The 19,065-nt window shown below is 66.7% G+C and carries 18 protein-coding genes and 2 pseudogenes; 13 read left to right on the top strand and 7 right to left on the bottom strand.

The genetic code is table 11. From position 1 onward, the window contains the following. Window positions 1-226 precede the first annotated feature (226 nt). A complete protein-coding gene (locus REH65_RS14195; protein ID WP_363794782.1) occupies window positions 227-1,891 on the top strand; it encodes a helix-turn-helix domain-containing protein in 1,665 nt (554 codons plus the stop codon). Between the two features lie 151 nt (window positions 1,892-2,042). On the opposite strand, the gene REH65_RS14190 is transcribed toward REH65_RS14195, so the two are convergent. Both REH65_RS14190 and REH65_RS14185 read right to left on the bottom strand, forming a co-directional pair. Next, window positions 2,043-3,686 carry a flavin-containing monooxygenase gene (locus REH65_RS14190; protein ID WP_406692765.1) on the bottom strand — a complete coding sequence of 548 codons (1,644 nt, stop codon included), beginning with the start codon at window positions 3,684-3,686 and terminating at the stop codon, window positions 2,043-2,045. Window positions 3,687-4,407: 721 nt separating this feature from the next. After that, complete coding sequence (locus tag REH65_RS14185; protein WP_406692764.1) at window positions 4,408-4,599, bottom strand: IS3 family transposase; 192 nt, start codon at window positions 4,597-4,599, stop codon at window positions 4,408-4,410. Between the two features lie 237 nt (window positions 4,600-4,836). On the opposite strand from REH65_RS14185, the gene REH65_RS14180 reads away from it, so the two are divergent. Continuing rightward, entirely contained in the window at window positions 4,837-5,070 is a 234-nt protein-coding gene (locus tag REH65_RS14180) for a hypothetical protein (protein WP_363794788.1), read from the top strand. A 192-nt stretch (window positions 5,071-5,262) separates the two neighbouring features. On the opposite strand, the gene REH65_RS14175 is transcribed toward REH65_RS14180, so the two are convergent. Next, complete coding sequence (locus REH65_RS14175; protein ID WP_363794790.1) at window positions 5,263-5,904, bottom strand: helix-turn-helix domain-containing protein; 642 nt, start codon at window positions 5,902-5,904, stop codon at window positions 5,263-5,265. Window positions 5,905-6,099: 195 nt separating this feature from the next. On the opposite strand from REH65_RS14175, the gene REH65_RS14170 reads away from it, so the two are divergent. Together REH65_RS14170 and REH65_RS14165 are read left to right on the top strand one after the other, a co-directional pair. Then, window positions 6,100-7,608 (top strand): MFS transporter, encoded by a 1,509-nt coding sequence (locus REH65_RS14170; RefSeq protein WP_363794792.1) that lies wholly within the window; start codon window positions 6,100-6,102, stop codon window positions 7,606-7,608. Further along, entirely contained in the window at window positions 7,605-8,693 is a 1,089-nt protein-coding gene (locus tag REH65_RS14165) for a BtrH N-terminal domain-containing protein (protein ID WP_363794794.1), read from the top strand. The genes REH65_RS14170 and REH65_RS14165 overlap by 4 nt, the downstream gene beginning before the upstream one ends. Before the next feature lie 368 nt (window positions 8,694-9,061). Here REH65_RS14165 and REH65_RS14160 read toward each other — a convergent pair whose 3' ends face one another. Then, window positions 9,062-9,229, bottom strand: a complete 168-nt coding sequence (locus REH65_RS14160) for a helix-turn-helix domain-containing protein (RefSeq protein WP_406692763.1) — start codon at window positions 9,227-9,229, stop codon at window positions 9,062-9,064. A 540-nt stretch (window positions 9,230-9,769) separates the two neighbouring features. Here REH65_RS14160 and REH65_RS14155 point away from each other — a divergent pair. The 3 genes and pseudogenes from REH65_RS14155 (at window position 9,770) to REH65_RS14145 (ending at window position 12,847) form a co-directional block, all read left to right on the top strand. Further along, window positions 9,770-10,213 (top strand): rhodanese-like domain-containing protein, encoded by a 444-nt coding sequence (locus REH65_RS14155; protein WP_406692762.1) that lies wholly within the window; start codon window positions 9,770-9,772, stop codon window positions 10,211-10,213. Between the two features lie 74 nt (window positions 10,214-10,287). Continuing rightward, window positions 10,288-10,975: pseudogene (locus REH65_RS14150) on the top strand (TSUP family transporter). A gap of 624 nt (window positions 10,976-11,599) precedes the next feature. Further along, entirely contained in the window at window positions 11,600-12,847 is a 1,248-nt protein-coding gene (locus tag REH65_RS14145; protein WP_406693162.1) for an IS256 family transposase, read from the top strand. A gap of 68 nt (window positions 12,848-12,915) precedes the next feature. Here the strand turns inward: REH65_RS14145 and REH65_RS14140 are convergent. Next, window positions 12,916-14,420: pseudogene (locus REH65_RS14140) on the bottom strand (ISL3 family transposase). Between the two features lie 236 nt (window positions 14,421-14,656). Here REH65_RS14140 and REH65_RS14135 point away from each other — a divergent pair. From REH65_RS14135 to REH65_RS14110, 6 genes are all read left to right on the top strand, one after another. Further along, a complete protein-coding gene (locus REH65_RS14135) occupies window positions 14,657-14,980 on the top strand; it encodes a rhodanese-like domain-containing protein (protein ID WP_406692761.1) in 324 nt (107 codons plus the stop codon). A gap of 3 nt (window positions 14,981-14,983) precedes the next feature. After that, window positions 14,984-16,384 carry a rhodanese-like domain-containing protein gene (locus tag REH65_RS14130; protein ID WP_406692760.1) on the top strand — a complete coding sequence of 467 codons (1,401 nt, stop codon included), beginning with the start codon at window positions 14,984-14,986 and terminating at the stop codon, window positions 16,382-16,384. A gap of 247 nt (window positions 16,385-16,631) precedes the next feature. Beyond that, window positions 16,632-17,018, top strand: coding sequence for a DUF302 domain-containing protein (locus REH65_RS14125; RefSeq protein ID WP_406692759.1), 387 nt, complete (start codon window positions 16,632-16,634; stop codon window positions 17,016-17,018). 392 nt (window positions 17,019-17,410) lie between these two features. Beyond that, window positions 17,411-17,803 (top strand): DUF302 domain-containing protein, encoded by a 393-nt coding sequence (locus tag REH65_RS14120; protein WP_406692758.1) that lies wholly within the window; start codon window positions 17,411-17,413, stop codon window positions 17,801-17,803. Between the two features lie 40 nt (window positions 17,804-17,843). Then, window positions 17,844-18,080, top strand: a complete 237-nt coding sequence (locus REH65_RS14115; RefSeq protein WP_406692757.1) for an SHOCT domain-containing protein — start codon at window positions 17,844-17,846, stop codon at window positions 18,078-18,080. A 209-nt stretch (window positions 18,081-18,289) separates the two neighbouring features. Beyond that, window positions 18,290-18,430, top strand: a complete 141-nt coding sequence (locus REH65_RS14110; RefSeq protein WP_406692756.1) for a hypothetical protein — start codon at window positions 18,290-18,292, stop codon at window positions 18,428-18,430. Here REH65_RS14110 and REH65_RS14105 read toward each other — a convergent pair. Both REH65_RS14105 and REH65_RS14100 read right to left on the bottom strand, forming a co-directional pair. Then, the gene (locus REH65_RS14105; protein WP_406692755.1) at window positions 18,414-18,728 is read right to left on the bottom strand and encodes a hypothetical protein; all 315 of its coding nucleotides are present in this window, start codon (window positions 18,726-18,728) and stop codon (window positions 18,414-18,416) included. The genes REH65_RS14110 and REH65_RS14105 overlap by 17 nt on opposite strands. Continuing rightward, entirely contained in the window at window positions 18,729-18,980 is a 252-nt protein-coding gene (locus REH65_RS14100) for a hypothetical protein (RefSeq protein WP_406693304.1), read from the bottom strand. It lies immediately after the preceding gene. Window positions 18,981-19,065 lie beyond the last annotated feature (85 nt).

Below are 19,065 nucleotides of genomic sequence, written 5' to 3'. Positions count from 1 at the left end.
ACACGTCACGGCCTTGACTTCTGGGGCATCATGGCAACATCTCGCTCTGTGTGTGATGCCACAAGGAGGTGGTGGACCGATGGGCGAACTCGCGGATCAGCGGCTCCTGCTTGCCGCAGCCCGCGCAGACTTGATCGAGAACGCAGACCTCCAACTGCGCGGAGTCCCAGGCCACGTGGCCGCATCCTGGCGGCGCAGCGTTGACCGAGGAGTTCCCCCACACGAGGTGGCTCCCCCCTACTCTCCAGAGCTCGACTTCGACGCTCGTCTCGTCCGCTGCGCACAGCCCGTACTGGATCAACTCTCCAAACAGATCGCCGACCTCCCGATCAGCGTGGCGCTCACCGACGAACGCGCCCGCCTGGTCAGCCGCCGGGACAGCAACTCCTGGATCGCGCGCATGCTCGATCGGGTGTACTTCGCGCAAGGCTTCGACTACGCCGAAGGAGCGGTCGGCACCAACGGCGTCGGCACGGTGCTGGAGTTCGGTGAGTCGATGCACGTGGTGGGCGCCGAGCACTTCGTGGAGTCGCTGCAGGACTTCGCGTGCGCGGGCGCGCCGGTGCGTGACCCGTTCACCGGACGGATCGAGGGCGTGCTCGACCTGAGCTGCATGAGCGAGCACTCCACGCCGCTGATGCACTCGCTGGTCCGCTCCGCAGCACGACAGATCGAGCACAACCTGCTGGCAGACCGCGACCAGGCACAGCAGGCGCTGTTCGACGCCTACTCGCGGGTGGAGACGCGCAGCAGGCAGGCCGTGCTGGCCGTCGGCCGGCGGACCGTGCTGGGCAACTCACCGCTGCGGGACCTTCTCGACGCGCGTGACCAGGAGGTGCTGCAGGACCACGTCCGGTTCGTCATGTCGCGACACGCGACCGTGGACGACGAGGTCGAACTGCCCTCCGGCACCTGCGTCCGCCTGCGCGGCGCCAGGGTCGAGGTGGGCGGTGACATCGCGGGCATGGTCGCCGTCGTCTCGACCCAGCCCGACCTCCCGCGCCCCACCCCGTTGATGATCGAGAACGGCCGGCCGCGTTCCACCACAGTCGACACCCCGCGCCACGGGATGCTGGAGAGCCGGTCGCCGGCATGGCGTGCGGCGGCGGCCACCGTCGAGACCGCGATCCGTGCCGGAACCCCGGTCCTGGTCCTCGGCGAACCCGGGACCGGCCGCTGCACCCTGCTGGCCGAGCTGCACCGGCTCGCCTCCGGATCAGGACAGGTCATCGCGCTGAACGCCGACGAGGTCGCGGCGGCACCGTCGCAGATCTGCGCTCGCCTCCGGGAGCCGGCCTCAGAGCCGACGCTGTACGTACTCAGAGACATCGACCGGCTGCACGCCAAGTCCCTCAGCAGGCTCGCCGAGGCGTTGGGCCCCGCGCCCGACGGTACCCCCGGCAGGGTCTCGGGGACGGTCGCCGCGACGGCCTCGGAGGCTATCGTCGAGCGGGCCTCCTACCAACGGCTGCTGGCCACCTTCGGCGCCTCGGCGATCGTTCCCGCGCTGCGCCATCGCCGGTCCGATCTGCCCGGCCTGGTAGAGGCGTTGCTAACCGATCTCGCGCCGCATCGCGATACCTGCCTGTCCCGCGATGCCATGCGCGTACTCGGCGGCTACGACTGGCCGGGCAACGTCCGGCAGCTCAAACGAGCCCTGTCGGCCGCGCTCGCACGGCGGCCGGTGGGTGTCATCGAGGCCGCCGACCTTCCCACGTTCTGTCAGAGCGTGCCGCGCAGCTCGCTGCGCCCCGTGGACGAGACCGAACGCGACGCCATCGTCACCGCGTTGCGCGAGGCCGGCGGCAACCGGGTGGCAGCAACCAGGGCACTCGGCATCGCCCGTTCCACGCTCTACCGCAAGATCCGCCAGTACGGCATCACGATCTGAGACCCCTCGCCGCACCGCGCTGTCCGGCACTCGATTGTGCCGCCGGGACCGACGGACGTCTGGTCGTGAGTGTTGCGAGTGGTGCTCACCATGCGCAACACTCACGACCGTAGACCAGCGTGAACGCTCTGCCTGACTGCGTCAGTTCATGTCAGGTCATCCGGAAGGACGGGTAGCCCCCGACAGCCTCCTCGTCACACTTCTCGCGGTAGGTGCCCACCCCGCCGATGTAGGACAGCAGACGTCGCGGCTTGCCCGCCACGTTCGAGCCCATGTACCAGGAGTGGGTCTTCGGCACCAGCGTCGCGCTCGCGATCTCCTCATGGTGGGCCACCCAGGCATCCTCGCCTTCCTGGGTCGGCTCGATCACCGACTTGCCTTGCGCCTTCACGTGTCGGATGACGTCGGTGATCCACTCCGTCTGCTGCTGCAGGCAGGTCGTCATGTTGCACAGGGCCGCCGACGGAGCCAGCGGGACGGCGGTGGTGAGCATGTTGGGGTAGCCGTGCACCATCAGGCCCATCGTGGTGCGGATGTCCCGGCTCCAGTCCTCGGCCAGCGACCGGCCGTCCCGGCCGCGGATATCGACTCGAGTCAGAGCCCCGGTACCCGCGTCGAAACCGGTCGCCAGAATGATCACGTCGAGCTGGTGGACAGTGCCGTCGGTGAGCTGGATGCCATCAGGGGTGATTCGAGCAATCGGGTTATCCCGGACCCCGACCAGCGTGACGTTGTCGCGGTGATAGACCTCGAGATAGCCCTGCTCCAGCGGGACGCGGTGGGTGCCGAACCCATAGTCGGTGGGCACCAGAATGTCGATCAGCCGCTGGTCCTTGAGGCGTTCGCGCATCTTCTCCCGGACGAACTCGGAGACCTCCTCGCTGACCTGTTCATCAAAGAACATCTCCCCGAAGCTGGCCAGCCACAGTTTCAGCGACCCGTCCTGATAGATCTCCTCGAGGATCTCCCGACGCCGCTGAGGCGTGTATGCGGCCCACTCGTGCTCGAAATCGTACTCGAACCCGCTGAACGTGTGCGGCAGTGTGGCCCGCAACTCCTCGAACCGGTTCTTGTACCAAGCCTGCTCAGACGGCCCGTAGTCCGGATTCTTCATCGGCAGCACGTACTGCGGCGTCCGTGCGAACACGGTGAGGTGCTCGACCTCGGCGGCGATGGTCTGGATCACCTGGATGCCGGTCGCACCGATACCGACCACACCGACCCGCTTACCCGCCAGCTCGACACCGTCCTTCGGCCAGCGGGACGTGTGGTACACCGATCCGCGGAAGCCGTCCTGTCCCTCGAAAACGTTCTCCAGCGGCGCGGACAGCATACCTCCGCAGGCGACGAAGAACTGCGTGTCGATCGTCTCGCCGCGGTCGGTGCCCACGAGCCAGCGCCCACGGTCCTCGTCGAAGTGCGCGCTAGTGATCGTCGTGGAAAACTGAATGTCCCGGCGCAGGTCGAGCCGGTCGGCGACGTAGTCCATCCACCGCTCCACCTCGTGCTGGTCCGGGAACCGCTGACTCCAGCTCCACTCCTTATAGAGGACCTCGTCGAAGAAGTACTGATAGATGTAGGCCTCACTGTCGAACCGGGCGCCCGGGTAACGGTTCCAATACCAGGTTCCGCCCACGTTGGAGCCCGCCTCGTAGGCCCGCACACGCAGCCCCTGCTCGCGCAACTGGTGCAGCTGATACAAGCCGGCCACCCCGGCGCCGAGCACCACCGCGTCGAGCACGATGTCCGCCTGGCCCTGCCCAACCCGTGGGGCGGTGTCAGTCGCGGCCGTCATGGGTCCACCTCCTAGTGATACGCGTCATAACCACAGGCATCGTCGACCCTGTCCCCACCAACCACGCTGTCCCAAAATCGAACACCTAGAGCAGCCGCACTTCTGGATGTAGCCAGACCAATCGGTGGCAGCAGGGTCTTTGAAGCGTCCCAAGTCTTCGGGGAGGCTCGTTGTTGGTGTCAGGCGACCAGGCTGGCTAACTCGCACAGGGTCTCGAACTCGGTCGGCAGCCGATGGCCACAGGCCTCGTGAAGTTGTCGGTTGCTATACCACTCCACCCATGCGCGGCGGTGGCGATTTCGACTTCTCGTTTAGGCGCCATGCCCACTACGGCTTAATCAGCTCCGTGCGTACAGGCCGATCATGGTTCCAGGGAGCGTGTTATCAAGAGCACTGCCAACCGTTCCGATCGACGCATCGATGCCCGCGTCAATCAGACACTGGGTGAACCGCAACGAGATGTACTATCCTCCCGGAGTCGGAACGGTGCACACGCTTTAAAAACACCGTCGAATACACGGTAGCCTCGATCGCGCAAACCCCGTTTCGAGAGTATCCATAATGAGATCGTCCTCATGCATACTCTGTCCACCCGACCCGACGATTCTACGGGAGAACACATCCGCGGCGAACACCACATAGACGGTGCCGGACCAGTCGCCACGTGGCTGAAAACCGTACCCCAGAGCCAGTTCGACGCACCCCGCCGCGAACTGCCGTTTCACGAGGTCAGCAGCACGGACGCCGTCCCGGACCAGGATTGTTGCACACTGTCTTGCCGCGCGCCGCCCCAGCCAGGCCGATTCAATCGGCCGCGACTCACTTGGACACCTTCCCGATTCAGCTGTCGCCATATTTTCCGAGCGCCGCACATCTGACAATTGGCGTCATGCACTTGTTGGATCTCTTCCATCAATTCCTGTCTTGCTCGTCACGCTCCGACTTCAGCACAACCGGGCGGCATAATATGTGGACGGGCGATCGTGATGCCAAAATCGGTCGGCACGGAACAGATCGGCTCAACCCCGAGTCAGCCCTTGTGTTCCGTGAAAATCGAACGGGCGTGGCGACCGCGGGTCGAGATCGCGCGCAAAGAAGGCCGACGCCGCCTTAAGTATTTCGTCTGCGCGCCGCAATTACGCATTCTCCGGTGCAGCCGCGTCAACTCGGCCGAATCCTCGCTCGAGGTGCCGGACGTCTGGCCCGCATCAACCTCCGCCGCCTGACCCACTTGCACAGCGTCTCGGTCGAGACGTTCACTTTCGCCGCGATCGAGCGGATCGCCTCCCACTGCGAGTCGTACTCCGCCTGGCGCGCCAGCACCAACGCCATCGCCACCATCGATCGCGCACGCCACGCGAGTAACTCGTCCTCCGGGGCCTGATCCACATCCCTCGCTCAAACGAGGAGTCTCCACCTAATCCGGGGCGCGTCACTCGGTGTGGTGGCCGCGGTGGGACAAGGCAGATCCTGCGCGGCGCAGGCGAGTGGGCCAGCAGCAATTGACGATAAGCGCCCTGCTGTCTATGAGACCCGCCTGTCCGTACCGGAAAGGCCTTGACGGCGCCACCCAGGGTTACCTCGGAGGCGGTTGTCGAGTGTGGCTAGTAAGGAACTCGTCGACGAGGTGGATGCAGAACTGTTCGTCGTTGGGGGTGCCGGTGACGAGGCGGTTGAAGATGAGGGGCCCGATGAGCTGGGCGAGGGCGCTGGTGGTGTCGATGCGAGTGTGGAGTGTGTTCTGGGCGGTGTCGCTGGTGAGGACGGCGTCGAAGGGTTGGCGGTATTGCTCGATGATGCGGCGGCGCAGGGTGTGTAGGCGGGGGCGGTCGCTCTGCGTGGGGGTCGAGGGTGCTGGTGCGATGCTCATGCCGAGCCAGGACAGCACGGTCAGCTGCAGGGGGGCGTGGTCGATGAGGTGGGCTTGGTTGGTCAGCAGCGTGAGCAGTCGTTCGCGTAGGGGGCCGTGGGCGGGTGCGGGTGCGACGGGGGGCAGCAGGCGTTCGAAGGCGGCGGCGAGCAGTTCGGTGCCGGTGCCGAAGTGGCGGTAGAGGGTGGCGCGGGCGATGCCAGCGGTTCGGGTGACCGCGTCGATGGTGACCGCGTCGATGCCGCCTTCCGCCAGTAGCTGGGTGGCGGCGTCGAGCAGCCGTGCGCGGGAGCGCGCCAGCCGCGGGTCTTCGTCGGGAGTGCTGGGTGTGGGGGCGGCGGTGGACATCGATCTCCTGCGAACCCGGAGGACGGCGCGAACATGAGCAAGCTTAATCGAGAACCGGACTTGTGGAACTACTAGTCTAGGTCCAATACTGTCGGTTCACAAATGTCGAGTCTGGTAGGTGATCGTGTGGCGGAGCCGACCGGGGAACCCGGAGGAGTACGCCGTGGCTGGACGCTGGCGGTGTCGTGTCTAGCCGTGGCGTTGGTGATGGCCGGGGTGGCGTCGCTGATGACGGCATTGCCGGAGTTGGCAGCGGATATTGGGGCAAGCCAGACGCAAGCGACGTGGATTGTGGATGCTTACACCTTGGTGCTGGCGAGCGTCTTGTTGCCGGCGGGTGCAGTGGGAGATCGTCTCGGGCGGCGCGGTGTACTGCTGGCTGGGCTAGCCGTGTTCGCCGTGGGTTCGGCGCTGCCGGTGGTGGTGGATACTCCGACCGGGGTGATTGTGTGCCGGGCGGCTGCGGGGTTGGGGGCGGCCCTGGTGATGCCGGCAACACTGTCACTTCTGACCGCGGAGTTCCCTGCCCGGCAGGCTGCGCGTGCAGTGGGAGTGTGGGCGGGGTTCGCTGGGGCGGGTGCGGTGCTGGGCATTCTCGGGGCCGGGGTGGTGTTGGCGGTCTGGCCGTGGCGTGCGCTCTTCGTGGCCACCGCCGCGTTGGCACTGCTGCTGGTGGTGAGTGCCTTGTTCGTGCCGTCGTCACGTGAGCCTGCGGCGCCCGAGCTGGATGTCCCGGGGGCGGTGCTGTCGGCGGTGGCGGTGGGGCTGGTGGTGTTCGGGATGATCGAGGCACCCGATCACGGCTGGGACAGTGCGCTGGTTGTTGCATCGCTCGGCGGTGGGATGCTGGCGGGGGCGGGATTCGTGCTGGTCGAACGGCGACGGGTGGCACCGTTGCTGCAGGTCGAGTTTTTCGGTGATCGCGGATTCGGCGCTGGCGCGGTATCGCTGGTGGTGCAGTTCCTGGCGGCGTTCGGGGTGTTCTTCCTGCTGATGCAGCATCTGCAGCTGGTCTGGGGCTACTCACCACTGCAGGCGGGGTTGGCGTTGGCGCCGGTGGCCGCTCCGCTGGTAGTGGCAGCGGTACTCGCGCCCTGGGTGAGCGAGCGGGTGGGGCTGCGGGTGATGACCGGTGCCGGGCTGGCGCTGGTGGCTGGCGCGCTGGTCGGGATCGGCGGGCTGGGGGTGGACGAGAACTATCCGCGGCTGGTGGTGTTCCTCGGGGTGTTCGGGCTCGGTCTGGGCATCTGCGCGACTCCGGCCACCGCCGCCATCGTGCGCGGCGTTCCTCGCGCCAAACAGGGGGTGGCCTCCGCCGTCAACGACGTCACCCGGGAATTCGGCGCTGCAGTGGGGATCGCGCTGGCCGGCAGTCTACTCGCCAGCAGCTACAGCACCCATCTCGCCCCGACGATCACTCACCTTCCGGAAGAAGCCCGCGCCCACGCCAGTGATTCGCTGGCCGTGGCTCTTCGGATCGCCAGCGACACTCCCGCAGGGCCTGGTCTTGCTGTCGCGGCGCGGCGCGCCTTCGTCGACGGGGTCCACGACACCCTCAGCGCCCTTGCCGTGATTACCGCGGTCACGGCCGTCGCGCTCACGGTGTGGGCGCCCGGACGCAACCGCGGGCACACAGTGGAAACCCACGGCTGCGACGCTACCGACCCTGCGCTTGTCGCCGAACAGGACAGGAGTACCTCGTGACCGGACGACACATCATCAGCGATTACCCACACCAGGTGGCCGGGCACTGCGGGTCGGGAGCGCTGCGCGACCTGATGCACTGGGCCCAGCTGTCCTACGACGAGACGCCACTCGACGAAGGCACCGTGTTCGGCCTCGGCGGCGAACTCGGGTTCACCTACCTGCGCCACCCCGCCATGAGGCCACCGATCTACCTCGTGGGCCGAGGCCCCGACCTCACCGGCGGGTTCACCCGCCGTCTCGGGATCACCGCTACCCAACACGCCACCGACGATCCCGACGAAGGCTGGGCCTGGGTCCGCGAGGAACTCGACCACGGCTATCCGGTGCTGTGCTGGGCCGACATCGCTCACCTCCCGTACCTGCGGGTGCGGCTGAGCATGAGCCGCCACGACATCGTGATCACCGGATACGACGATCACACCCGAACCGCCACAGTCATCGACAACGACCGCGCCGACCCCCAACCCGTCCCCTACGACGCGCTCGCCCGCGCCCGCAGCTCCACCGGATTCCCCGCACCAACCCGGCACACCGGCTACCGCCTGCGCTACCCCACCCACCTCCCACCCCTGGCCAACACCGCCGCCGACGCCTGCCACGCCGCCGCCCGAGGCCTGCGAAACCCCCAGTCACTGGTTCCTGCCAGTCAACTCGATGGAGTGACCGACTGCCCGTATGGCGCCGGCCTGGACGGCCTCAGCGTCTTCGTTGACGACCTGCGGCGCTGGCCCGACGTGTTCACCCCCACGCAACTGGACACGGTGCTCACCGCGCTGGCCGCCTTCATCGACAAGGCCGGCACGGGCGGCAGCCTGTTCCGCCGACTGCAAGCCGACTACCTGCACTACCTCGCCCACCGCACCGGCCTGCCCATCGCAGGACAAGCCGCCGACCTCTACGACCAGCTCACCCAGCTCTGGCACGACCTCGCCCGCATCGCTACTACCGACACCTCCACTACCACCCGCGTCACCGCGCTCGCCGACACCGCGGAACATCTCCCTGAACTCGAACAGCAAGGCGCCGATCTGCTCGACCTCCTCGCCCGCGAACTCAGCCCTGACGCCCCGGAGAATCTGTGACCGCCCCCCATACTCCGCAACTACCGCCGCGCGGGACTCACCCTGGCCGCTAACCACTGGAGCACGCCACCAGCCACCCCACCACGCGGCACCGCCATCCTCCTCCACGGCGCCGGACAAACCCGCCACTCCTGGCACCACACAACCGCCCGACTCGCCGAGCACGGCTGGACCACCCTCACCCCCGTCCGCTCGCGGACACGGAGGGAAGTCCCGGCGTAGTTGGTCGGCGATCTGCTCGGGCTGAGCTTGCGGTCCAGGTGGGCCTGGATGACCGGGTGCAGCTGCAGGTTCGTGGTGATCTTGCGTGGCTTGGGGCGGGGTCGCCGGGCCAGTGCCCGGTCCTGCGCGGAGTAGGGCCGGTATGCTCACTTGCGGATGTCTCCCCGCGGCGGCATCCCGTTGCGGCGGATCTCCCGGCTGATCGTCGACGGTGATCGCCCCAGCTCCCGGGCGATTGTGCGGATCCTCGCCTGTCCCGCCACGATCCGCGATGTAGAGACGTTCCTGCTGGCCAAGGTACCGAGAACACACATCGGGGTGCCCCGCCGGACGAACCGGTGGGGCACCCTTCGTGTTTCCGGTCGGCTGCCTTCCGTTGCGCCAGCGCTTGCCGGTCCGCGGGTTGATCCCCACGATCCGGCACGCCTCTTTGCTGCTGTACGCCTGCTTCACAAGATCAAAATACGCAGCACTGTAGGGCTCGGAGACGCCCGGGCAGTCGCTCGTTGTGCCGCTCAGCCTCGACGCCACCGATGGCGCGCTGCGCACGCGGAACCGTACCCGCCTCGTGTTGTGCCGCGCATCGTGCTCAGCGGCGCCATCTAGCTGCTCCCGAGGTCAGCTTCGACAGGGGCGCACCGGAGACCACGGTACGCGCCGGGCGGATGAGAGACCGCCCCCGCATCTCACGGGTCCGTCGACCGCGATGCGGGGGCGATCTTCTGTTCGGTGCCCGGCTCGAGGGGGGGCGGCCAAGCCGGGTACCGCAAGCCATGGAGGGGGATCATGGCGTCGATGACTCTAGCCGACCAGACCCGCCGAACGGTCGTCGCGCGGCGGAACTGATCACAGTTTTGCTGCGGGAACACCGCGAGGAACTCACCGCCCAGCACGGCGACCCTGGCGTGCTGGTGTGCGCCTCGGGTGGTCGTGCCGAGCAGGCCCGCACGCTGCTGGAGAGCGCCGGGCTCGATCGGCTCAGCGTGCTGCGCGGCGGCATCACCGGCTGGGAGCAGCAGGGAGGCGAGCTTAACCAGGGCCGGGGCACCTGGGCCATGGAGCGGCAGGTGCGGCTGGTCGCTGGACTGCTCGTGCTCACCGGCGTCGTGGCCAGCACCGCCTACGAACCGCTGAAGTGGGTCGCCGGCTTCGTCGGCGCCGGTTTGACATTCGCCGCGGTGAGCAACACCTGCGCCATGTCCCGCGTGCTCGGACTGCTGCCCCACAACCGCACTCCCCGCACGGACGGTCGCGCCCTGCTCGAGGCCCTCACCGGCGGGGGCGGGCCGCGCGGCTGAGGGCTGCTCTCTGGCAAGTGCGTGCACGGCGTTGGCGGCGGCGGTGGCGGGCGATGAGTCCGCCACCGGGATAGGTGGTTTCGTTGTTGTTGGCAGTGGTGTTCGGCGCCGTGATCGGGTTGGCGCTGGGACTGCTGGGTGCGGGTGGTTCGATCCTCGCCGTGCCGGCGCTGGTCTATGGCGTCGGGCAACCCTTGCAGATGGCGATCCCCACCTCGTTGGCCGTGGTCGCGCTGTCCTCGCTGGGCGCGCTGATGCCCCGCGAGCGGCGCAGTGCGGTGCGGTGGCCGGTGGCGCTGGTCTTCGGCGCGGCCGGCATCCCGGCCGCCTTTGGTGGCGCCGCGCTCGGCAAGCTCTTCCCGCAGCGCTGGCTGTTGCTGGCCTTCGCCGCGCTCTGTGCTCGCCGGCGCGTCGGTTGGTGTGCTTACCGGACTGTTCGGCGTCGGCGGCGGATTCATTATCGTCCCCGCGCTGTCATTGCTGCTGGGCTTGGGAGCGCAGCAAGCGGTGGCGACCTCGTTGGTGGTCGTCTTAATCAACTCGGGAGCTGGACTCGCCGCGCACGCCGGCTCGATCGCGACCATCGATTACCGGGTCCTGTTGTTGTTCGCAGGCACGTCTCTGGTGGTTTCTATCGTGGCCGCTCGGCTGTCGGCACGGCTGGACTCGTCAACCGTGCGCCGCTGGTTCGCTTTCGTGGTGCTGGCCGTCGCGGTCTTCGTCGCCGTGGCCGCCGTCGTCAACCCCTCGGCTCTCGGATGAGGACCGCCCAGGCCGAATCGACAACTCTCTCAGGAAGAGAAAGGGAAGGTGGAACATGTGTCGTCGCGTTGAGTGCCGCACGTGCGGCAAACCGACATATGCAGGCTGCGGCCAGCACGTGGAACAGGTGCTCGCGGGAGTACCGAAATCCCAACGATGCGACTGCGCCCCGAGCGCCCAACACGGAGGCATCAGTGGGTTCCTGCGGAAGCTCATCGGCCGCGATTGACCGAAATGCCAAGAACGTAATGGAACGATGCACTTGAAGGAACGCCTTTCGCGGTTCTTCTGACGTGTTCGCTATTGATCGAAGGTTGCGCCCGACACCGCGTCTCTCGACTGACAGCACGTCTCCGCGCAGCAGAAGTGAATTGCGCCCGTTCTTCCTGCTTCACCATGTCGGCTTCCCGTCGGAGACGGGCTGTCAGGTCGAAGACACGACAGCCCTTGACCAGGCGCGAGAACAGCTTGATTGCGAAGCCCAGTACACGTAGCCGGGCACGTTGGCTCCTTCACGTTTCTCGGTCAATGCCGTGTGGGACTGTCGGTCGATCGGTGTAAGTGGTCCTGACACGCCGAGTGTGTTCGGCGGGAAGGACTGTGATGACCGAGAGCCTCGAGTCGATGGACTCGTTGACCACGGAGCAGCAGGAACTGGCGGCCGAGCTTGTTGCGAAGGCCCGGGATGAGGGTGTGGAGCTCACCGGCCCGGACGGGTTGCTGACCGGCTTGACCAAGCGCGTGTTGGAGACCGCGCTGGAGGCCGAGCTGTCCGATCACCTGGGATATGACAAGCACGACCCAGCCGGCCGCGACCGGGGCAATTCGCGTAATGGGTCGCGGTCCAAGACGGTGTTGACCGATATCGGACCGGTCGAGGTCGAGGTGCCCCGGGATCGGGAGGGCAGCTTCGAGCCGCAGACGGTGCGCAAGCGGCAGCGCCGCTTGTCAGGTGTGAACGAGATCGTGCTGTCGCTGACGGCGCGCGGGATGACCACCGGTGAGATCTCGTCGCATTTCACCGAGGTCTACGGGGCCCGGATCAGCAAGGACACCATCTCGACGATCACCGATACGGTGCTCGAGGAAATGACCGAATGGTGCAATCGACCGTTGGATCGGGTGTATCCGGTCGTGTTCGTCGATGCTATCGCGGTCAAGGTCCGTGACGGGCAGGTCACCAACAAGCCGGTATATGTCGCGATCGGCGTCACCGTGGATGGCGAGCGTGACATCCTCGGGTTGTGGATCGGGGATGGCGGTGAGGGCGCGAAGTTCTGGCTGCAGGTGTTCACCGAACTCAAAAACCGTGGTGTCGAAGACATCTGCATCCTCGTCTGCGACGGGCTCAAGGGCATGGTCGACTCGGTGGCCACCGTGTGGCCGTTGTGCACGGTGCAAACGTGCGTGATCCACCTGATCCGCAACACCTTCCGCTATGCCGCCCGCCAGGACTGGGAGAAACTCAGCCGCGATTTGCGGCCCGTCTACACCGCCCCGACCGAGTCCGCCGCACAAGCACGGTTTGAGGACTTTACTGACAGCTGGGGCCAGAAATACCCGGCGATCGTCACGCTCTGGCAGCGCACCTGGGCCGAATTCGTGCCATTCCTGGACTACGACGCCGAGATCAGAAAGGTGATCTGTTCGACCAACGCCATCGAAAGCCTCAACGCCCGCTACCGCCGGGCGGTGCGAGCCCGCGGCCACTTCCCACACGACCAAGCCGCGATCAAGTGTCTCTACCTCACCACCCGGGCGCTTGACGCCACCGGCAAGGGTCGCGCGAAATGGATCGTGCGCTGGAAACGACCCCTCAACGCCTTCGCCACCACGTTCGAAGGCCGCATCGTCCCCAGCACCACCAACTAACCACCCCAAGACCACTTACACCGAAAACCCGACACTCCCGCCATATTCGGCGGTGACGGTGGGCGCTGTTAGCCATGGAGGATGCGGTAGCGAAGGAGGGCGAAGCCTGCGCGTCCGTACATCTGTCGCTTGATCAGCTTGGTCTTGGTGTTCACTCCTTCAGTTCGTCCATTATGGAATGGCTGGGTGAGGGCGGCGCCACGGCGGGGCGATCGAACTCGAGGCCGCGGGTGAAGGCGTGGAGGTGGGGCAGATTCTCGGCCTGGGCCTGGTCAATCCAGCAGCTCAGGCACTCGTTGTTGCCGGGCTCGGGCGTGAGCAGTGCGGCGAAGTCGCAGATGAGGGAGCCCAGCGCCGTCACCTCGGAACGCGTCAGTCGCCGTGTCGATCCGCTCTCGCTGGTGATCGTGGAGCTTGTCCGGGTGGGTCAGGAGGTGGCGGATGAGGCGCTTGGGAGACATCGCTGGGCGGTCGGCCTCGACACGGCCTTGCGTGATGTAGCGATACAGTCGGTTCTGATTTCCCGTATAGCCGCGCTCGGTGATCTCGTGGAACAGTTGCAGCACGGGCACGGCCGGGTCTTGTTCGCGGCGCTGGCGCAGGTAGATAGGGAACGGATCGACCAGCGTGGGACGGTATTGCGGAGCCCGCACCAGCCGTTCGGGCTGGTCGATGCGGGCGCAGCGCTTGACCGGGTTCAGCGCCAGATTCAGTCGGCGGCTGATTTCGAGCACTCCGACGCCGTGATCGAGCAGATCATGGACCTACTGCCAGCGTTCGCGCGTGGTGGCGGCGCGCTTGCACCCACGCGGCAGCGGACCCGTCTTGCCCCACCACGCGCTGTGAGCGGCGACTTCTTTAAAGCGCCTCACGGCGTACGTGCCACAGGTGCCACCGATCCGCGACCTGTGTCGCGTCGGGTAGCGCGCGGCGGATCGCTTCGGCGTAGGCGCCGGAGCCATCTCGACAGACCACCCGCACGCCGGGATGCTCACACAACCACGCTTCGAGCGTGTCCGCCGTGCGGTCAGCCAGGACATCGAGGCGCTCGCCGGTGACTGCATTGGTGATCACGGTGGCGTAGCGCTGCCGCTTACGCAGGGCGAAATCGTCCACCCCGATCACGGCCGACACCGGCCGGACCGGCCCGGCAGACGCAACAGCGCCCGCAGTGCAGTCTGTCGCGACAGCGCGACACCGAGACCAGCCAGGACTCGAACACCCGGCGCGCCCGGCCAGCTCCCGTACAACACGGCCTACCTGTGTGGCCAGTCGGGCGGTGCGGCGCTGATCCCGCTCGGCCACACCGGCCAGTTACTCGCGGAAGGTCTGCCGCGAACACCCCAGCGGCGAGCAGCGCATCCGAAGCGCCCGCACCCGTACCACAACTGGCCGCCCGTCCACCGGCACGTCGGCGAGCCGCCGCTCGACATAGCCATGCACCCGCCCCGTCGGGGCGAGTGCAGCCCGGGCAGACCACCGGCCGCGACCGTGTCGATACGCGAACGATGATCGTCCCTGTACCATCCTCGACACCCTCGATGACCAGGGAAGATAACCCAGAGTACAGCAATTCAGAAGTTGATCAACGTCGCACCAGTCTCACCCTGGCACAATGCGGCGCAGTCGACCGAAACGGCTACCCACCGTCACCACCGAATATGAGCCAGAGCCGACCATCAGACACTCCCATACGTCGGTGTGGGGCATGGGTGGGCCGGGGCATGGGTAACCGAGGCACGAAGAACCGGAAGTGGCGTGTCGGTCTGGCATGCCGGTTCGCGGGTGTGTCGGAAATAGGAGGTGGCCATGGATCCAAAGGAGCTGCACGAACAGCAGCAAAGCAAAGTGCAGTTGGTCGACGTTCGGGAACCGCAGGAGTGGCAGGCCGGGCGCATTCCCGGGTCACGGTGGATCCCGATGGGTGAGCTGCCGAGTCGGCTCGAGGAGGTGGATCAGCACCAACCGGTGGTCACCGTGTGCCGCAGCGGCACGCGCAGCGGTGAGATGGCCGAGTTCTTGAGCGGCCACGGTTATCGTGCCGACAATCTCGACGGAGGGATCCAGGCCTGGGCCGAGCAGGGCCTGCCGGTGCGCACTCCCGACGGTGAGCAGCCGGGAGAGGTAGCGTGAACCGTGCTGTTTCAGCAGTTCTACCTGGAGTCGCTGGGGCATGCGTCCTATCTCGTCGCCGACGAGAAAACCGGGCAGGCACTGGTGTTCGACCCGCGCCGCGATGTGGACGTCTACACCGAGACAGCGCGGACCCATGGCATGCGCATCGCCTACGTGGCCGATTCGCACGGCCACAACGACTACCTTTCGGGGTTGACCGAGCTCACCGAGCGCACCGGTGCCCAGGTGTGGGGGTCGGCGGCCGGCGAGTCCGGCTACGCGCACCAGCCGATCACCGATGGGCAGGTCGTCGAGATCGGCGATGTCGGGCTCGAAGTGCTGCAGACGCCCGGGCACACCCCGGAGCACATCAGCCTGCTGATCTACGACCGTGCCATGAGCGCCGACCATCCGGCGCTGCTGCTGTCCGGAGGAGCACTGCTGGTCGGAGACCTGGCCCGGCCTGACCTGCTCGGAGGCGAGGACAAAGCCCGCGAAGCCGCGCGGGTGTTTTGCGAGACGATCCAGCAAAAGCTGCTGCCGCTGCCCGACCACGTGCAGGTGTTTCCCACGCACGTGGCGGGCTCGCTGTGCGGTGGCAGCATCGGCAGCCGCCTGTCGACCACCCTGGGCTACGAGCGCCGGTCGAACGCGGTCCTGGCTGAGGTGGACGACACCGACGGCTTCGTCCGCGAATGCATCCGGTTGGACAACCTGCCCGCGGTGCCGCCGTACTGGCGGCGCATGCGAAGCCGCAACATGACCGGTGTTCAGCCACTCGGGGTGCTGGCCGAGCCGCCGGCGTTGACCGTGGCCGAGTTCGAACACCATCGCGAAGCCGGCACGATCGTGTTGGATGCCCGTTCCCCGGAGGCCTTCGGCGGCGGGCATATCCCCAGTGCCCTCAACGTCGGTCTCGGCGCGTCATTTCCCACCTGGGCCGGCACGGTACTGCCCGCCGACACGCAGGTGCTACTCGTCCTCAACCAACCAGGAGAGCTGTGGGAGGCCACGTGGCAGTTGCTGCGCATCGGCTACCCGTCCCCGGTGGGATGGTTGCGTGGCGGGATGAGCGCCTGGCGCACCGCCGCCAAACCCCTCGAGGAGACACCTCAGATCACCGTTCACGAGCTCAACGACGAAGTCGACCGTGGCGAGGTGGAGCTGCTGGACGTGCGCCAGCCGAGTGAGTGGGCTGGCGGGCACGTGCCCGGGGCCACCTACATCACCGGCGCCGAACTGCCCGAGCGGCTCGACGAGGTCCCCGACGGCAAACCCGTGGCGGTGACCTGCGGCAGCGGCTACCGCTCCTCGGTGGCCACCAGCCTGCTGAAACGTCACGGGCACACCGACGTGCGCAACGTCCTCGGCGGCATGACCGCCTGGAAACAGGCCAACCTCCCCACCAGCCAGGAGGAGTGAACGCGGAACGAGGAGCCCTGATCGTTCCCGACGTCCCCGTGGTCGAGCCAACAACGGCACTGGCACGCCGGAAGCATTCTGCGGGACCATAACGTTGACGGTGAGATCCACGGAGACGGCACTGCTGCGTCAGCGTGCACGCCGAGAATGCCCGATGCAGCCACTCCTCAACGCAGTCGGCCTCGTGGCAACGGATCGGCCCTCCCTCACCAAAAGACCTTGATACAGCCGTTTCCCGGAGGCCACCATGGCTTACTCCCGGCACAAGTACGCCGATGCCGATTTCGACACGACCGTCCACAGAGTACGGCAAGTTCTCGACAGCGAGGGGTTCGTGATCCCCGCCGAGGTAAACGTCACCGACTCGTTTCGGAACCTGCTCGACAAGGACTTCCGAAGCTACATCATCTTGATGATCGGTCAGCCCTCCATGGCCTACGAGGCCATGAGCAGCGACCCCCACATCGGGACGCTGTTGCCCGCCAATCTCATTATCTACGAGCAGGACGGGGGCTGTGTGGTCGCCGCCATGGACCCCGCACTGCTGAAGCAGCTGGGGGATCCGGTGACCGAGCAGCTGGGTCAGGCCATGGACACGCTGTTGGAGAAGCTGTTCGACCAGATCACATCCTGACAGCCCGTACTGCAGGCGCAACGACATGGTCCACCCGTGGTCCTCATCGGATCGTCGAGGACGTGGAAACGGTGGGCCATCAGTATCCGCGAGCGGTTCTGTCAGCGGGTGCTGCGCCGCGATGAGGACTATGCTGCCTAGTGCTGACCACTGATGGTGGGCCTCGGTAGCCACCCTCAAACAAGGCTCGGACTGCGTCGAGGCCGAGCTGCTGGACGTGTGCCAGCCGGCGAATGGGCCGGTGGAAACGTGCGCGGGGCCGCCTCCATCGCCGGAGGCGAACTGCCCGAGCGCCTCGACGAGTTCCCGACGGCAAACCCGTGGCCGTCGCCGGTGGCAGGACCGCCGCGAAACAAGCCAACTTGCCTGCCCATGCCGGAAGGAGGCCCCCTGTGGACTACGCGCGCACGATCACCCTCGCCCTGCCCTACGAGCAGGCCGTGCCCCGCGTCAAGGACGCATTTCAAACCCAGGGGTTCGGCACGCTGACCGAGATCGACGTGCAAGCAACCCTGAAATCCAAGCTCGATGCCGACATGGAGCCCTATGTCATCCTCGGCGCTTGCAACCCCGAGCTGGCCCATCAAGCCCTCGACATCGACCGCGAGATCGGACTGCTGCTGCCCTGCAACGTCGTCGTCCGCGCCGCCGATGAGAACACCACTTTGGTTCAAGCCCTTGATCCGCAGGTGATGGTTGCCGTCCCCGAACGCGACGAGTTGCGGCCCGTGGCCGACGACGCCGGTCGCCGCATCCAAGCCGCTCTCGAGGCCTTGGCCGGCTAACCACACCCGACGCTCCAGAGGCGAGACAGAGGAGGACACCATGATGGGTCCGATGCCGGGCATGGGCGCCGGAATGATGCTGCTGTGGGGTGTGGTCATCTTGGCGCTGCTCACCCTGGCCGTCCTTGGCAGCATCTTGCTCGCTCGACGCCTGGGGCAGCCCGGCAGAACGACTGGCCAGGACACGCCCGAGGAGATCCTGCGACGCCGCTACGCTGCCGGCGAGATCGACCACGAGGAATACCAGCGGCGCCTCAACGACCTTTCCCAACGCTAGACCCAGCCGATAGGCAGCAGAGGAGCAGCGATATGCAGGGATGCCCGCGGCGCCGATTTCTCGCCCTCGTCGTCAGCGCCACCCCGCTGGCCACTCTGGCTACGGCAGCGTGCCAGCAGACGCAACCCCCCACTAGCACGCGCCCACCGGAGGGGATGTCGCAAGGACACATGCCGAACTGGATGACGAGCCCCAACGGGGACGGCGACATGATGCGCGACATGCCGGTGATCCGCGATCTGCTCACCCATCACCAGGACATCACCCGCACCGTGCAGGACGTTCACGGCGGGATTCGTTCCACCACCACCCACCCACACCACTCCCGGCCAGCTACCACTCGTGAATGACCTGAGCCCGAACCGTATCGTTCAAGGCCCACCAAAGACCGGCGCCCTGGAAAAACAACCCACTGTCGGCGCCGCCGTGCTGGAACTGGACACGGGTGAACAGCATCGGGATCAAGTCCTGGCGAGCGGCATCGACCAGGCGGGCGGATGCCTCGACAGCGTCCTCCACCGGTGCGCGCAACGGCGAGTAATCGTCGAGGTATGCCAAGCACACGTCCACCACCAGGACCACCGACGGGCGGCCGAACCCCAGCTCACCGGCTAAACCCGTGTGTGCGGTAGTCGTCGTAGAGCTCACTCATGCTGGCGACGTCCCGGGTGCCAGTGGGGTCGGCAGGCCCGTCTGCGTCTCGCAGTCGCGCACGATCTCCGCCATCGGCGGGCCCATGTTGAACACCGACCGTTCCGCGCGGTGGGCGCACCGCTGCTCGCGACGCCGCTCGGTCGCGGCGGTATCCACGGTGCCGGTTTCGTCTTCGTCGTAGACCACGCCGAAGCCGGATTCGGCGCCTTGCAGGGACACCAGGCCGCGGGTGCCCTCGAGCGCCACCAGCTCCGGGGCCCGGGCGAGCGGGTCGCCCCAGCCCCGCCCCAGGTCACGAAGTGCAGTACGTCTCCTGGTGCGACCGGAACGT

It is taken from the genome of Saccharopolyspora sp. ID03-671 (assembly GCF_045278815.1).
GTDB classification, from domain to species: Bacteria; Actinomycetota; Actinomycetes; order Mycobacteriales; family Pseudonocardiaceae; genus Saccharopolyspora; species Saccharopolyspora ipomoeae.
Note: the sequence above shows the minus strand (reverse complement) of the source record. Positions and strands in the feature narration are given on the sequence as shown.

Bases quoted from the DNA above. Each gene is read 5' to 3' on its own strand.
- REH65_RS14185 (WP_406692764.1), bottom strand. From the start codon at position 4,599: ATGGAAGAGATCCAACAAGTGCATGACGCCAATTGTCAGATGTGCGGC.
- REH65_RS14175 (WP_363794790.1), bottom strand. From the start codon at position 5,904: ATGTCCACCGCCGCCCCCACACCCAGCACTCCCGACGAAGACCCGCGG.
- REH65_RS14145 (WP_406693162.1), top strand. From the start codon at position 11,600: ATGGACTCGTTGACCACGGAGCAGCAGGAACTGGCGGCCGAGCTTGTT.
- REH65_RS14115 (WP_406692757.1), top strand. From the start codon at position 17,844: ATGATGGGTCCGATGCCGGGCATGGGCGCCGGAATGATGCTGCTGTGG.
- REH65_RS14160 (WP_406692763.1), bottom strand. From the start codon at position 9,229: ATGTGTGTTCTCGGTACCTTGGCCAGCAGGAACGTCTCTACATCGCGG.
- REH65_RS14190 (WP_406692765.1), bottom strand. From the start codon at position 3,686: ATGACGGCCGCGACTGACACCGCCCCACGGGTTGGGCAGGGCCAGGCG.
- REH65_RS14135 (WP_406692761.1), top strand. From the start codon at position 14,657: ATGGATCCAAAGGAGCTGCACGAACAGCAGCAAAGCAAAGTGCAGTTG.
- REH65_RS14110 (WP_406692756.1), top strand. From the start codon at position 18,290: ATGATGCGCGACATGCCGGTGATCCGCGATCTGCTCACCCATCACCAG.
- REH65_RS14125 (WP_406692759.1), top strand. From the start codon at position 16,632: ATGGCTTACTCCCGGCACAAGTACGCCGATGCCGATTTCGACACGACC.